Consider the following 14,450-nt stretch of genomic DNA (forward strand, 5'->3'; position numbering starts at 1 on the left):
TCGGCGTCCGGAATCCCCAAGCTAGGAAGCGCTCGTTACGCACTCCGACCGTGCGTGGCCGTGCGTTGGTTACGGGTGATTCACCGCGGTAACAAGCCGCGCACAACCGTCACGCAGGAAACATGCCGGAAATGATCGGTTAGCCCATGCCCCCTCGGGTAACAGGTGTCAGAGCAAGGGGGGGAACATGATCAAGAAGCTGCACCAGATGGGTGTGAAGTCCACCCACATGTATATGGCCGGCGTCGCGTCGATCGGACTGTCGTTCGCGACCTGGCTCATGTCCAAGAACACCGAGCAGGCGGGCCTGGACCGCGCCGACCGGTGGGGGATCTTCATCGGCGAGTGGGCGCCCACGTTCATGGCGATGGGCCTCGCGCTGCGCATGGAGGAGACCCACCGCGACCTCGAAGAGCCCGGCATGGGCGTGTTCGAGCAGGCCGAAGCGGGCCGCGCCACGACCCGCGCCGGCATCTAACGTCCAGGTCACGCAGGCCACGTCACCGTACGTGACCTGCGTGACGCTTGTCCGGGGCCGGTCGTCCCGACGGCGTCAGTCGCGCCGGCCCGCCAGGCGCAGCAGGGGCTCGTCGGTCAGCCGGTACCGGCGCCAGTCGTCCTGGTCGACCGCACCGAGTTTCTCGTAGAACCGGATCGACGGCTCGTTCCAGTCGAGGACCGACCATTCCAGCCGCTGGTAGCCGCGTTCGGCGCAGATCTCCGCCAACCGCCTCATCAGCGCGACACCGTGACCGCCGCCGCGGTGCTGCGGGCGTACGTACAGGTCCTCCAAGTAGACGCCGTGCACGCCGCGCCAGGTCGAGAACGTCAGGAACCACAGCGCGAACCCGACCACCTCGCCGTCCTGCTCGGCGATGTGCGCGAAGGCCGCCGGGTGGTCGCGGAAGAGCGTGTCGCGCAGTTGCTCCTCGGTCACGCGCACCTCGTGGGCGGCCTTCTCGTAGTCGGCGAGCTCGTGGATCATGCTCAGGATTTCGGGCACGTCGGCGGGCTTGGCGGTGCGAATCATGACCATCAGCGTACTGTCCGTTAAAGTACGCGTTCGTGCATGAATCCCTCCTCCAGGCGTACGACCGGACCCGCCGGTGGATCCCCGGCACGATCCCGGACGGGCTGGCGTACGAGCTGGACGGGCCGCTGCTGCGGGTCACCGGCATGGCCAGGGGCTTCGTGGAGGGGCCGCCGGTGCTGGAGAAGGAGGGGCTCGACGAGCTGATCGCCCGGCAGTGCGCGTACTTCGCGGCGCGCGGCGAGAGCTTCGAGTGGAAGACCCGCGGCCACGACCTGCCCGCCGACCTGCCGGAGCGGCTCACGCGCGCCGGCTTCGTCCCCGAGCCGCCGGAGACGGTGCTGATCGGCGCGGCGAAGGAGATGACCGGGGAGCCGCCGCTGCCGGACGGCGTGACGATCCGCCGGGTCACCGCGCCCGCCGACCTGCGGGCGATCGCCGCGATGGAGTCGGCCGTCTGGGGCGACGACCACGGGTGGCTGGCCGACGACCTGATCCGGCGCGTCGGCGAGGGCCCGGACGCGATCGCCGTCCTGGTGGCCGAGGCCGGGGACCGGGTGGTGTCGGCCGCCTGGCTCGTGCACAAGCCCGGCACCGGCTTCGCCGGCCTGTGGGGCGGCTCGACGCTGGAGGAATGGCGGGGCCGCGGCCTCTACCGCGCCCTCGTCGCCCGCCGCGCCCGCCTCGCCGTGGCGGCGGGGGTGGTGCATCTCCAGGTGGACGCCTCGGAGGACAGCCGGCCGATCCTGCAGCGTCTCGGCTTCCACGCCGTCACCACGACCACGCCGTACGTCCGGCGACCCTGACACCCCGGCGCGACTCCTCTCCCCTCTTCCGGGACACTGGTGCTGCTTGCCGTCTTCGCATGTGAGAAAGGTTGACTGCCATGGAACACCGCGTGTTGGGACGCACCGGGCGTGAGGTGGGCGTGGTCGGGCTCGGCGCCTGGCAGCTGGGCGCCGACTGGGGCCAGGTTTCCGAGGACGACGCGTTCGCCACGCTTCAGGCGGCGGTGGACGCGGGCGTCACCTTCATCGACACCGCCGACGTGTACGGCGACGGGCGCAGCGAGCAGATCGTCGGCCGCTTCGCCAAGAGCCGCCCCGAGCTGACCGTGGCCAGCAAGATGGGCCGCAGGCTGGAGCAGATCCCGGCCAACTACGTGATGTCCAACTTCCGCGCCTGGAACGAGCGCTCCCGCCGCAACCTCGGCGTCGACACCATCGACCTGGTCCAGCTGCACTGCCCGCCGACGCCGGTCTACTCGACCGACGCCGTGTACGACGCGCTCGACACCCTGGTGTCGGAGAAGAAGATCGCCGCGTACGGCGTCAGCGTGGAGACGTGCGAGGAGGCCCTGACCGCGATCGCCCGGCCGGGGGTGGCGACCGTGCAGATCATCCTGAACGCGTTCCGCCTCAAGCCGCTGGAGCAGGTGCTGCCGGCCGCCCGCGCCGCCGGGGTCGGCATCATCGCGCGCGTCCCGCTGGCCAGCGGCCTGCTGTCCGGCAGGTACGACGAGCACACGACGTTCGCCGCCGACGACCACCGGGCGTTCAACCGGCACGGGGAGGCGTTCGACGTCGGTGAGACGTTCTCGGGCGTCGACTTCGCCACCGGCCTGGAAGCGGTCCGCCGCCTGGCCCCCCACGTGCCCGAGGGCGCGACCATGGCCCAGTTCGCCCTCCGCTGGATCCTCGACCAGGAGGGCGTCTCGGTGGTGATCCCCGGCGCCCGCAACCCGGCCCAGGCCACCGCCAACGCCACCGCCGCCGCCCTCGCGCCCCTGGACCCGGCCACCCACGCCGCCATCCGTACGATCTACGACGACCTGATCCGCCCCCAGGTCCACCACCGCTGGTAACCCCTCGGGCGCGACGCGGGCCGCCCCTCCCTTCGGGCGCGGCCCGCACCCGACCCCCTTCGTAGCGCTGTCGCCGTCCGCCCGCTCGCCCGCCGATGGCCGCCACACTCCCCGTCACGATTCCGTGCCGCGCCCGCTTGTGGGCAGCGCCCGCCGACACAACGCCCGTGAGTCGCGTCGGCGAACCGATCGAGTGCGATCCCAGCACCGGGGCTCCCTTCATGGCCGCCCATCTTCCCCACGCCGTGCGCCCGGCCCTTCCGGGGATCCCGCGCTCGCTTCGGGCGCATCTGCTCCTCGCCAGGAGCCAGGGGTGACTGTTATCTGATCTTGGTGTGATCGATACATCAACTGTCACATATCACAGTAAATTTCACTTGCTTCCCAAAGCGACAGAAAGACCCATTAGCGCCAAAGCTGCGAAGAGGTCCTCTGTGCAGCCCCCTCAGACGGGTCCAGCTGCCGTCCGGGGATCCGGGGCGGTGTGCCGTCCCGTCCTGTATCCCCCACGGAGCCCCCATGCGACAACGCCGTACTCTTCACGGCGCGCTCGTCCTCGTCACCGCCTCACTGGTCGCCGCCTCACTCGTCGCCGCCACCCCGGGCATCGCCACCGCCGAACCGGGACCGCCGCCCGCGCGGGCGGACCAGGCCGCCGAGGCGCAACCCAGGACGCTCACCCTCATCACCGGAGACCGGGTCACCTCCGCCGGCGGCCGGATCACCGTCCAGCCCCGCAAGGGCGTGCAGTTCGTCCGCTTCGGTGACGGCGAGCACCAGTACGTCATGCCCACCGACGCGATCCCCCTGTTGCGCGCCGACCGGCTCGACCGGCGGCTGTTCGACGTGGCGGAGCTGTTCGCCGGCGACTACGACCGGCTCCCCCGGCTCCCGCTCATCGTGTCGGACTCCTCCGTCACCCGCGGCCTGTCCGCCGACCGCAGGCTCCCCGCGGTCGACGGTTTCTCCGCCAAGGTCGCGACCGACGACCTCGCCCAGCGCTGGGCGACCCTGAAGACGTCACTCACCAGCGGGAAGATCTGGCTGGACGGGCAGCGCAGCCTCTCCCTCGACGTCAGCGTGCCGCGTACGGGCGCCCCCACCGCGTGGGCGCAGGGCCTCGACGGCACCGGCGTGACGGTCGCGGTCCTGGACAGCGGCGTCGACGACACCCACCCCGACCTCGCCGGCAAGGTGACCGCGCGCCGGAACTTCGTCCAGGACTACGAGGGCGACAACGACCTGAACGGCCACGGCACCCACGTCGCCTCGACGGTCGCCGGCAGCGGCGCGGCCTCCGGCGGGAAGTACAAGGGCGTCGCGCCCGGCGCTGCCCTGCTGGACGGCAAGGTCTGCTTCAACTACCTCGGCCGCGGCGCCTGCCCCGAGTCGTCGATCCTCGAAGGCATGCAGTGGGCGGCCCAGTCCGGCGCCCAGGTGGTCAACATGAGCCTCGGCGCCGACGACACCCCCGGTGTCGACCCGCTGGAGGCCGCGGTGGGCGACCTCAGCGCCGAGTACGGCACCCTCTTCGTGGTCGCGGCCGGCAACGTCGGCGCCGAGCAGTCGATCGGCTCGCCGGCCTCCGCCGACGCGGCGCTCGCGGTCGGCGCCGTCACCAAGGCCGGCGTGGTCGACAGCTACTCCAGCCGCGGCCCCCGCCTCGACGACTACGGCGTCAAGCCGGAGATCACCGCTCCGGGCACCGACATCGTCGCCGCCCGCAGCTCCACCAGCGAAGCCGGGTCCCCCGGCGACCCGTACGTCTCGTTCACCGGCACGTCGATGGCCACCCCGCACGTGGCGGGCGCCGCGGCCATCCTCGCCCAGGCACACCCCGACTGGACGGCCCAGCAGCGCAAGTCGGCGCTCGTGGGCGCCGCCCGGCCGAACCCGGACTTCGGCGTGTTCGACCAGGGCGCCGGTGAGCTCGACATCGTCCGCGCGCTGAGGCAGCCGGTCAGCGCCGCGCCGGCCGCGGTCAACGTCGGCTTCCGGAAGTACCCGCAGAGCGACGAGACCCTCGTGCGCGCCGTGACGTACCGCAACGCCTCCGACACCCCGGTCACCCTCAAGCTCGCGCTGGACACCGCCGCGCCCTCCGGCCTGTTCTCCCTGAGCGCGGAGTCGGTGACCGTGCCGGCCCGTGGGGAGGTCTCCGTCGATCTGCGCACCGCGGTCGGCGCCGCCGGCAGCGCGTACGGCGTCTTCTCCGGCCGCCTGGTGGCGAGCGCCGAAGGGGTCAGCGTGCAGACTCCGTTCAGCGTCTTCCGCGAGCAGCCGAGCGCGGAAGTCAAGGTGACCACGCTGGACCGCACGGGCGCGCCCGCCGCGCAGTCGGTCACCATGATCGCCGACCACTCCGACTACGACGCGTTCTACCTGATGGAGCCCGAGGGCACCTTCCGGCTGCCGTACGGCACGTACTTCGTCGGCACGGTGATGACCGGCGACGACGGCACCGCCACCGTGGTCACCGACCCCGTCCTCAGCGTCGAGCAGGACACCGACCTCGTGCTGGACGGCCGCGAGGCCCGCCCGGTGGACATCACCATGCCCGACCCGGACGCGACCCCCGTGGCCGTCTCCGTGGAGACCGAGCAGCCCGGCGCCGTGCGCAGCATGCTGGCCACCATCACCGGCGGCTCGCCCGGCTCGATCTACACCGCCGACCAGTCGTCGCAGGCGACGCCGGAGCTGTCCACCGTCGTGAGCGCGCTGTTCGCCCGGCCGGACGGTGACGGCGGCTCCACCGGCGCCGTCTACCAGTCCGGCTGGCGCCTCGCCGGGTCGTACACCACCGGCTTCACCCGCCACCTGACGACCGAGGACCTGGCGACGGTCACGACCGAGTACGCGGCCAACGTCCCCGGCGCCATGGGATGGCGGAACAACACCCCGGTCGTCCCCGGCATGTCGTACCCGACCGGGTACGACCTGCCGCCGGTCTCGCTCCCCTCGACACGCACGGAGTACTACGCGGGCGACGTCTCCTGGCAGTCGTCCTTCACCGAGGGCGTGGAGACGGAGAGCTGGCCCACGCCGCTGACCCGGCTCGCCAAGCAGGCGACCGCCTACCCGGCCGGCAGCCAGTCCACCGAGCGCTGGAACGGCGCCGTGTTCGGCCTGCCGATGACGCCGGCGCTGCCCCCGTACCCGACCGTGGAACGGCGGGGCGACGAGCTGGTGCTCCGGCTCGGCGGGTACGCGGACGGCGCGGGCCACGTCGGCTCCGCGGACGTCGACTACGGCGGCCAGCACCTGGCGGTCCTGCGGGACGGCAAGCTGGTCGAGGAGCGCGACGACGCGCTGGTCGGCATCGACGTCGACCCGTCGCCGGGCCGGTACCGCGTCGAGTACAGCGTGACGGCCCCGTCGCTGCGGCTGTCCACGCGGCGCGAGACGGTGCTGGAGTTCATCTCGGAGCACTCCGACGCGAGCGTGACCCCGCCGCTCACCGCCGTCGGCTTCGCCCCGGAGCTGAGCCTCGGCAACTCCGCCAAGCCGCACCGGAGCATGCGCATCCCGCTCACGTTCACCCGTCAGGGCCCCGCCGGAGACGTCCGCGCGGCCGAGGCCGAGTTCTCGTACGACGACGGCGCCACCTGGCACGAGGCTCCGGTCACGGCACACGCCGGCACGTGGACCGCCCGCGTCAAGAACCCCTCCGCCCCGGGCTACGTCTCGCTGCGCGGCCACGCCGTGGACGCCTCCGGCAACGAGGTCACCTCGACGGTGATCCGCGCCTACGAGGTCAAGTAACCCCGGAAAGACGGCAGCGGCCCCCCGGACTACCCAAGCCGGGGGGCCTGAATGGTGCCGCCATGTACGGCGCCAGCGGCGTTTAAGAGGGCAGGTCAGTCATGACGACGTGCGCTCTACCATTGGGCCACCGGGGCACGTGGAGCCCCGGGCCGGATTCGAACCGGCATCTCAACGATCACAGCCCACCCTCGGTCGATCTGGCGCTCGACGGTCGATGCTGAGGCTAGAGCGAGAATCTGAGTCTGATCGGCTGCCTCTACCCCTTGGGCCACCCGGGCGCGTGTGCCCGGGGGAGGATTCGAACCTCCACTGTCACCGTTCGTCAGCTTCAGCCTGAGCTTCAGCTTCGCGCTTTCGCGCACCCCGTCGCTCAAACGGGGAGTCCCATGCTAGGCGAAATCAGGCGAACAGGTAACGGAATACCGCCGCGCCGATCTCGCGCTCCTCGGCCTCCGTGCCGTTGGCCTCCTCGCGGGCGTACTTCACCGCGTCCTGCAGCTTCTGCACCCGGGCGAGCAGCTCGTTGACGCGCCGGGCCGGCAGCGCTCCGGAGAACGCCGTCTTCGTCCAGTAGCCGACGACGACGTCCTCGGTGAAGACCTGGACCTGCGCCGGGTGCTTGTCGGTCGCCTCGGCCAGCACGTGGTTGCGCGGGACCTTCTTCGTCCGGGTGGTCTTGACCGGCTCGGTCCGCCACGTCTCCGCGTTGTCGTCGAACGTCCACGTCTCCGCCGGGTCCAGCGTCGGCAGCTTCGCCACGAACGTGTGCAGGTCGACGAGCTGCTTCTCCAGGAACAGCAGGTACGTCACCGGCACGTCGCGCAGCAGGGTCTGCCCGTCCACCACCACGTCGGACCTGGCGACCGTGTTCGTCCAGTCCTTGGCCGCGGTCACGTCGAACAGCCTGGTCAGGGCCTTGGCCACGTCGGCGAGGACGTCCTCCGCCTTCACCTGCACGCGGGTGGACTCCGGCGGAAGCTGCTCGCCCTCGTCGTCGATCGGCTGGTAGGTGCGCGACAGGCCCGACAGCAGGGGCGCCTTCTGGATGGCGTGGTAGGCGTCGGTGACCGCGCGCTGGCCGCCGGCCTTGACGCCCTTCTCCACGGCGAGGATCTGGTTCAGCTTCGCCACGGGCGAGGTCCGTTCATGAGGGATTCGAGTGGAACACGGCAAAGCTACAGTGATCGACCCGCTGATCCGCAATTCATTTAGCCGGACGCGATGGCCCGCCCGTGCTCCAGGTAGACCGTCTCGCCCAGCTCCCGAGCGGTCACGGCGGCCTTGACCCGGCGGGCCATCCGCTCGATCAGGAGTTCCTCCAGCTCGTCGGCCGGATGGAAGGCGTACGCGCTCAACTCGCCGTCGGCGAACCTGATCCGCCCGAGTGTCTCACCGTCGAGCTCACCGCCGTCGAACACGAAGAGGATGTTGTCGCCGTGGTCGGGGTGGGGCGCCCAGTCGGCCACGAGCAGGCGGCCGATGGACGGTTCGATGCCCAGCTCCTCGCGCACTTCCCGCACACACGCCTCGTAGGGCGTCTCACCGGGCTCGACACAGCCGCCGGGGATGTCGCGCTCCGGTTTGTAGACGGGCTGCACCAGCATCACCCGGCCTTCGTCGTCGAAGAACAACGCCCCGGCGGCGGCTCGGGCCCGGGCGAGCTGCGGCATGTCGTGATCTCCCACATTCCCGACCTTACGCGGCTGCCGGCCGACCGGGCCACGAGAGCGCCAACGGACGGTCACGGTACGTTCCCGATGCGTCTATCATCTGCCTGGCTCACATCGCCCCGGTGACGACCGGCCGCGTTCACGTTCGCAGAGAGAGTGCCCGACGTATGAGTGACCAGGTCCCCGGCGACCTGCTGGAGATTGCCGACGCACTCGTGCCCGGAGCCGCCCTCGGCACGGCGCGGCTCGCGAAGGGCGGGATGCACGACGTCGTCCTGCTGCCCGGGGTGGCGGCCGTGCGCGTCAGCCGACGCCCTTCAGGGGCCGAGGCCCTGCCCCGCCGTACGGAGATGCTGCGGGTGATCGGGGCGGCCGGGCTGCCGTTCGCCGTCCCGGAGCCGCTGACGCCGGTGCGGACGTTCGGGGATCGCGCGGCCGTCGCCGTGTCGTGGATCGACGGCGCCGGGCTGCCCGAAGGCCAGGGCGATCCGGCGCGGATCGGCGAGCTGCTCCAGACTCTGCGCGAGCTGCCCGTCACTCCGGAGCTGCGCGCCGTGCTGCCTGTTACCCGCGAGCACGACTGGGCGCGGATCCTGGCCGAAGAGGTCATCCCCCGCTTCCCCGCCGAATGGCGGGCCGAGGGCCTGCGCCGGCTGGAGGCCGCCCTGGCGCTGGAGCCGGTCCCCGACGCGCTGGTCCACGGCGATCTCTGCGGGGCGAACGTGCGGTGGAGCGAGGACGGCAAGCTGGTCGGCGTGCTCGACTGGGACCGCGCCCACCTGTTCGATCCCGCGATCGACGCCGCCTTCATGGCCTGGCACGGCTGGGACACCCTCCGCCGCGGCGTCGACGGCGCGACCTACCGCCGCGCCCGCGTGTGGGACGCCGCGTTCGGCGTCAACCACCTGGTCGCCGTCCTGGAGCTCGGCGGCAGGCCGCTGATCCACGTGGACAACTACGTGGAGCACATCGTCGCCTGGCTGGAACAGGACGCCCCCCGTGCGTAGGTCGCTGACCCGCGCCACAGCGGCCTTGCTGGCCGTCGCCCTCCTCCCGACCGGCCCGGCCGCGAGCGCCGAGGCCGCCGTCCCCTTGGGCGCCGAAGGCCTGGCGGAGACCCGCACCACCCGGGCCCTGGCCGACGGCGTCACGCTGACCCGCATCGTCCGGGGCGCCGGCCGCGCGTCGACCGACGAGATCAACACCACCACCCGCGGCCCCTGGGTGATCAACGTACTGACGATCGACCCCGCCGAGACCCGCGGCCACCTGAGGGCCACCTACGGCCCCGACCTGGCCGGGACGGAGACGACCACCGACCTCGTCCGCTCGTCCGGCGCGCTGGCCGGGATCAACGCCTCGTTCTTCACCTTCTCCGCGAACCCCGAGTACCGCGGCGAGCCGGTCGGCCTCGGCCTGTACGACGGGAAGCTGCTCAGCGAGCCCACCACCAACCCCGACGAGGCCGACTTCGTCGTGGACGCCGACACCAACCGCGTCCTCGTGGGCCGGCTGAGCTGGTCGGGCAGCGTCAGGAACGAGCGGACCGGCGCCACACTGCCGCTGGAGTATCTCAACCACCCGCCGGTGGTCCCGGCCGGGTGCACCGACCAGACCGCGTGCACGGCGGCGGGCGACGTGGTCCGGTTCAACCCCGAGTTCGCCGCCGCCACGCCGTCGGGGCCGGGCGTGGAGGTCGTGCTCGACAAGCGCGGCTGCGTGGTGGACACGTTCACCACCCGTGGCAGGAAGCTGGCGGACGACCAGACGTCCTTGCAGGCCACCGGCCGCGACGCGGCGGCCCTGCTGCGGGTGGCCGCGGACGGCTGCCTCGAGGAGACCTCGGCCCTGGTCGACGAGGACGGCGACGAGGTGCCCGTGGACGGCGCGCTGTTCGGCGTGACCGGCCGCTACCGGCTCCTGGCGGACGGCGAGAGCGCGGTCCCGCCCGGGTCCGGCGGCCTCTACGGCCGAAACCCTCGCACCATCGTCGGCGCGGCCGAGGACGGCCGGATCATGCTGGCCACCATCGACGGCCGGATGGCCACCAGCGTCGGCACCACGCTGGCCGAGACGGCCGCCGTCGCCCGGGCGCTCGGCATGCACGACGCGATCAACCTCGACGGGGGCGGCTCGGCCACCATGTCGGTCAAGGGCGAGCTGGTCAACAAGCCCTGCGGATCACGCGAACGCGCCGTCGGCGACGCCCTCGTCTTCGTGAACTCCCGCCCCTGACCTCCGTCTGAACAGCCGTCCGGTGGATCAGTAAATTCACCCGTATGTCACTCTGAGCACGATCGTCACACCAGTCGCCGTTCGCCCGAGCCGATCAAGCTCGGGGCATGATCGACACCCTCTTCCTGGGCGGCGTGAAGCGCGCCGCGGCGGCCACGACGATGGCCGCAACGGCTCTGCTGGGCCTGCTGCCCGGCGTCCCGACCGCCCACGCCGACACCGCCCTCCCCCTGGGCGACGCCGACCTGGCAGAGACCCGCACCACGCAGACCCTGGCCGACGGCGTCACGCTGACCCGCATCGTCCGCGGCACCGACCCCGCCCCGGCCGACCAGATCAACACCACCACCCGCGGCCCCTGGGTGGTCAACGTGCTGACGATCGACCCCCGTAAGACCCGCGGCCACCTGGAGGCCACCTACGGCCCCGACCTGGCCCGCACCGAGAAGACCACCGACCTCGTACGCCTGTCCGGCGCGCTGGCCGGGGTGAACGCCTCGTTCTTCACCTTCACCGCCAGCCAGCAGTACCCGGGCGAGCAGGTCGGCCTGGGCCTGTTCGGCGGGAAGCTGCTCAGCGAGCCCATCGCCGACCCCGCCGAGGCGAACTTCGTGGTGGACGCCAGGAGCAACCGCGTCATCATGGGCAAGCTGAGCTGGTCCGGCAGTGTCCGCAACAAGCAGACCGACGCCACGCTGCCGCTCGAGTTCGTCAACCATCCGCCGGTGGTCCCGGCCGAGTGCGCCGCCCTCGCCGACCAGACCCAGTGCGCGGTCCCCGGCGACGTCGCCACGTTCACCCCCGAGTTCGCCGCCGCTACCCCGTCCGGCCCAGGCGTGGAGGTCGTCCTCGACTCCCGCGGCTGCGTGGTCGACACCCTGACCACCCGAGGCACGACGCTCGCGCCGGACCAGACGTCGCTGCAGGCCACCGGCCAGGACGCCGCCTCCCTGCTCCAGGTGGCCGCGGACGGCTGCCTCAAGGAGACCTCCACCCTGGTCGACGAGCAGGGCGACAAGCTCCCGCTGCGCAAGGCCCTGTACGGCGTGACCGGCCGCTACCGCCTCGTCGCCGACGGCCAGGTCGTCGTCCCGCCCGGCTCGGGCAGCTTCTTCGACCGCAACCCCCGCACCATCGCCGGCACGACCGAGGACAAGAAGATCGTGCTCGCCACCATCGACGGCCGCATGACCAGCAGCGTCGGCACCACGATGGACGAGACCGCCGCCGTGGCGGACGCGCTCGGCCTGCACGACGCCATCAACCTCGACGGCGGCGGCTCCACCGCCATGTCGGTCCGGGGCGCCCTCGTCAACAAGCCCAGCGGCTCCGCCGAACGCGCCGTCGGCGACGCCCTCGTCTTCATCGACTCCCCCTACCGCCCCACCGCCTCCTGACCCACCGTCACCAGCTGAACGGCATGGCCCGGGTTCGCCCAGGCCATGCCGTTCGCCGTTCCCCACCCACGGGAGCGGCCTGGGAGCTCGACCGCTTTCTTGTGGCCCCCACCGCCGCCTGAAGCTCACACCGCCTGGGCATCGGAGCCCCCGCCGTATCCGGCCTCACCTTGCCCGAGGAAGATGACGCTGTGATCCTGGCGGCGGTTCAGCGGCGCCAGGATCGACAGCCCTCACATGGGCGCACTTTCAGGAACGATCCACATAGAACGGTGTTTTCTCATGACGGAGACTGCGGGCACTCCAGCCCCTGCAACCCCGACCGCGGTGACCTTGCTGGGCATGTTGAGCGGTTATTGGGTGAGCCAGATCGTCCGTACCGCTGTGGACCTCTCGATCCCGGACCACCTCGCCGGGGCCTCATTGACCGCGGAGGAGATCGCGACGCGGGAGTCGAGCGATCCCCGAGCCACCTACCGGCTGTTGCGCGCCTGCGCCTCGCTCGGGCTTGTGTCCCATGTCGGCGACCACCGGTTCACCGGCACGCCGATGAGTGAACTGTTGCGCGAGGGGGTGCCGAACACGGTCCGGGAGCTGGCTCTGACCTGGACGGGCCCGTCGCACTGGCGGGCCTGGGAGCGCATGCCGGAGGCCGTCAGGAAGGGCGGCACCCAGATCGAGAGCGCCCTCGGCACGGACTTCTTCACGTACCTGGGGCAGCATCCCGAGGAAGGCCAACTGTTCTCCGTCGCCATGGCCGGGATGTCGGCGCAGTTGAACCAGGACCTGCTCACCGCCATCGACACCACCGGCGTCGAGGTCGTGGTGGACGTCGGCGGAGGCAGCGGCGCACTGGTCCGCGGGCTCCTGGCGGCCCACCCGGACCTGCGCGGCATCAGCCTCGACCTGGCGCACGCCACAGCGGGCGCTCAGGAAGCGGGCGACAACGACGGGCTCGGCGACCGCTTCACCGCCGTCACCGGAGACTTCTTCGACAACGTCGCCGCCGCCGACCTCTACCTGCTCAAAATGATCCTGCACGACTGGAACGACGAGGACTGCGTCACAATCCTCCGCAACTGCCGCGTATCGGCCCGCCCCGGCGCCCGCGCACTGGTGGTGGAGAACGTGATCGGCCCCCTCGGGACACCCGGCTTCGAACCGCTCGCCGACATGCACATGCTCGCCATGCTCCCCGGCCAGGAACGCGACCTCGCGGAGTTCGACGCCCTCTACGCCGCCTCCGGCTGGCGCCGCAGCGGCGAACCCCTCCCCACCGGTTTCCAGTTCCAGATCCAGAACCTGGAAGCCGTCTGACCCGACCGCGCGCGCGACCCGCACCGGCTGACGACACGAAGCCCCGTTTTCCGTACTCGGAGACGGGGCTTGTCCTCAGGCCGGCGGGATCGTCAGAGCGCCTGCCCACCCCGCGCTCATGAACTGGTGGACGCTGTCCGAACCGCCGTCACCGACGCTCCTCGGCCTGCGGCACCCGCGGCCGTGGCCGAGACCGCTTGCGATCGACATGCCGACGATGGGGCGTCTCTCGAATCGTCACTTCCGCTGTGCGTGGGGCTCGTCCTCGGCCCAGGGGGCCTGGCGCTCGGTGCCGGTGTCGAAGAATGCGTCCAGGTAGTCCCGCGGCGCGAGGTCGCTGTCTCGTAGCAGGGAGAAGACCTCCGCTCCGGTCTGGATCGCCTCGTCCGCCAGGTGGTAGGCCTGCGCCAGGTTCAGGTACTCGTACGGGCCCGCCTCGCCATACTCGGCGGCCTCCTGCTCGGCCAACTCGACCGCTTCCTCCAGGGAAGTGGCCCGCCAGACCGTGATGCGCTCCTCATAACTGTCGTACGGCTCCCGCCAGCGGAAGACACACCGCACCGCGTACCAATCAGCTTTGCTCTTCCTCGGCTTCTTGCCCCGTTTGCGCACGGCATGAGCCTATCGGGATGGCAGTGGTGAGAATCTCGACGGCGCCGGCGGTCATGGTTCACCAAGGGCAGGAGCTGACGTTCGGGGAGCCAGATTGCCCGGGGTGGTTACGCGCTGCGCTGATCCACCAGCACAGCGGAAGCCGACCGAAAGATCTCGACTCGATGAACATCAAGATCACTAAGATCGCCGGAAAATCATCAAAAAAGGTCGCCAAGACCAGCTGAAGGCACGAAGCCCCGTTTCCTTGATCGGAGACGGGGCTCTTTCTGCTGGTGGGCGGTACTGGGTTCGAACCAGTGACCCCTCGCTTGAAGGACCGTCCGAACAAAATCACCACCTGGAGCGATCTGAAACAGTGCTGGTCAGGCATGGCTTTGGGCAACGTTCACGAGCTCCTGGAACCGCTGGATGGGAGTTCGCGTCTCCCATCCATCCCCCAACCCCACGGACGCCGCAGCGCCGACGCGCATACGCCGGCGCGGCAATCTACTTACAGCAACCCTTCAGGTCATGGCGGTACACCACCGAGCCCATCGAAGCGTCTATCGTTCCGTCCC

Annotated in this window: 13 protein-coding genes; 9 read left to right on the forward strand and 4 right to left on the reverse strand. The window is 70.9% G+C overall.

The annotated features are described in order from the left end of the window. The first annotated feature begins 187 nt into the window (after positions 1 to 187). Entirely contained in the window at positions 188 to 478 is a 291-nt protein-coding gene (locus ACIBP6_RS28010) for a hypothetical protein (protein ID WP_397056811.1), read from the forward strand. Between the two features lie 75 nt (positions 479 to 553). On the opposite strand, the gene ACIBP6_RS28015 is transcribed toward ACIBP6_RS28010, so the two are convergent. After that, complete coding sequence (locus tag ACIBP6_RS28015; protein WP_397056813.1) at positions 554 to 1,030, reverse strand: GNAT family N-acetyltransferase; 477 nt, start codon at positions 1,028 to 1,030, stop codon at positions 554 to 556. 35 nt (positions 1,031 to 1,065) lie between these two features. Here ACIBP6_RS28015 and ACIBP6_RS28020 point away from each other — a divergent pair, with 35 nt between their 5' ends. The 3 genes from ACIBP6_RS28020 (at position 1,066) to ACIBP6_RS28030 (ending at position 6,656) form a co-directional block, all read left to right on the forward strand. Further along, entirely contained in the window at positions 1,066 to 1,836 is a 771-nt protein-coding gene (locus tag ACIBP6_RS28020) for a GNAT family N-acetyltransferase (protein ID WP_397056815.1), read from the forward strand. Between the two features lie 80 nt (positions 1,837 to 1,916). After that, positions 1,917 to 2,894, forward strand: coding sequence for an aldo/keto reductase (locus tag ACIBP6_RS28025; protein ID WP_397056817.1), 978 nt, complete (start codon positions 1,917 to 1,919; stop codon positions 2,892 to 2,894). Positions 2,895 to 3,413: 519 nt separating this feature from the next. Then, entirely contained in the window at positions 3,414 to 6,656 is a 3,243-nt protein-coding gene (locus ACIBP6_RS28030; protein WP_397056819.1) for a S8 family serine peptidase, read from the forward strand. Positions 6,657 to 7,058: 402 nt separating this feature from the next. On the opposite strand, the gene ACIBP6_RS28035 is transcribed toward ACIBP6_RS28030, so the two are convergent. Together ACIBP6_RS28035 and ACIBP6_RS28040 are read right to left on the reverse strand one after the other, a co-directional pair. Then, positions 7,059 to 7,790: a DUF7873 family protein gene (locus ACIBP6_RS28035; RefSeq protein ID WP_397056821.1), complete on the reverse strand. Its 732-nt coding sequence runs from the start codon at positions 7,788 to 7,790 to the stop codon at positions 7,059 to 7,061. A gap of 77 nt (positions 7,791 to 7,867) precedes the next feature. Beyond that, positions 7,868 to 8,344 carry an NUDIX domain-containing protein gene (locus tag ACIBP6_RS28040; RefSeq protein ID WP_397056823.1) on the reverse strand — a complete coding sequence of 159 codons (477 nt, stop codon included), beginning with the start codon at positions 8,342 to 8,344 and terminating at the stop codon, positions 7,868 to 7,870. A gap of 152 nt (positions 8,345 to 8,496) precedes the next feature. On the opposite strand from ACIBP6_RS28040, the gene ACIBP6_RS28045 reads away from it, so the two are divergent. The 4 genes from ACIBP6_RS28045 (at position 8,497) to ACIBP6_RS28060 (ending at position 13,278) form a co-directional block, all read left to right on the forward strand. After that, positions 8,497 to 9,336 (forward strand): phosphotransferase, encoded by an 840-nt coding sequence (locus ACIBP6_RS28045; protein ID WP_397056825.1) that lies wholly within the window; start codon positions 8,497 to 8,499, stop codon positions 9,334 to 9,336. Further along, the gene (locus ACIBP6_RS28050; RefSeq protein WP_397056827.1) at positions 9,329 to 10,564 is read left to right on the forward strand and encodes a phosphodiester glycosidase family protein; all 1,236 of its coding nucleotides are present in this window, start codon (positions 9,329 to 9,331) and stop codon (positions 10,562 to 10,564) included. Before ACIBP6_RS28045 ends, ACIBP6_RS28050 begins: the two co-directional genes overlap by 8 nt. Positions 10,565 to 10,671: 107 nt before the next feature. Then, on the forward strand, positions 10,672 to 11,961 hold the full coding sequence (locus tag ACIBP6_RS28055; protein ID WP_397056829.1) for a phosphodiester glycosidase family protein: 1,290 nt from the start codon (positions 10,672 to 10,674) through the stop codon (positions 11,959 to 11,961). Positions 11,962 to 12,243: 282 nt separating this feature from the next. Then, on the forward strand, positions 12,244 to 13,278 hold the full coding sequence (locus ACIBP6_RS28060) for a methyltransferase (RefSeq protein ID WP_397056831.1): 1,035 nt from the start codon (positions 12,244 to 12,246) through the stop codon (positions 13,276 to 13,278). A gap of 237 nt (positions 13,279 to 13,515) precedes the next feature. Here the strand turns inward: ACIBP6_RS28060 and ACIBP6_RS28065 are convergent, their stop codons facing one another. Next, positions 13,516 to 13,890 (reverse strand): hypothetical protein, encoded by a 375-nt coding sequence (locus ACIBP6_RS28065; protein WP_397056833.1) that lies wholly within the window; start codon positions 13,888 to 13,890, stop codon positions 13,516 to 13,518. A gap of 17 nt (positions 13,891 to 13,907) precedes the next feature. Here ACIBP6_RS28065 and ACIBP6_RS28070 point away from each other — a divergent pair, with 17 nt between their 5' ends. Beyond that, positions 13,908 to 14,117 carry a hypothetical protein gene (locus tag ACIBP6_RS28070; RefSeq protein WP_397056835.1) on the forward strand — a complete coding sequence of 70 codons (210 nt, stop codon included), beginning with the start codon at positions 13,908 to 13,910 and terminating at the stop codon, positions 14,115 to 14,117. The last annotated feature ends 333 nt before the right edge of the window (positions 14,118 to 14,450 follow it).

It is taken from the genome of Nonomuraea terrae (genome assembly GCF_044465245.1).
GTDB lineage: Bacteria > Actinomycetota > Actinomycetes > Streptosporangiales > Streptosporangiaceae > Nonomuraea > Nonomuraea terrae.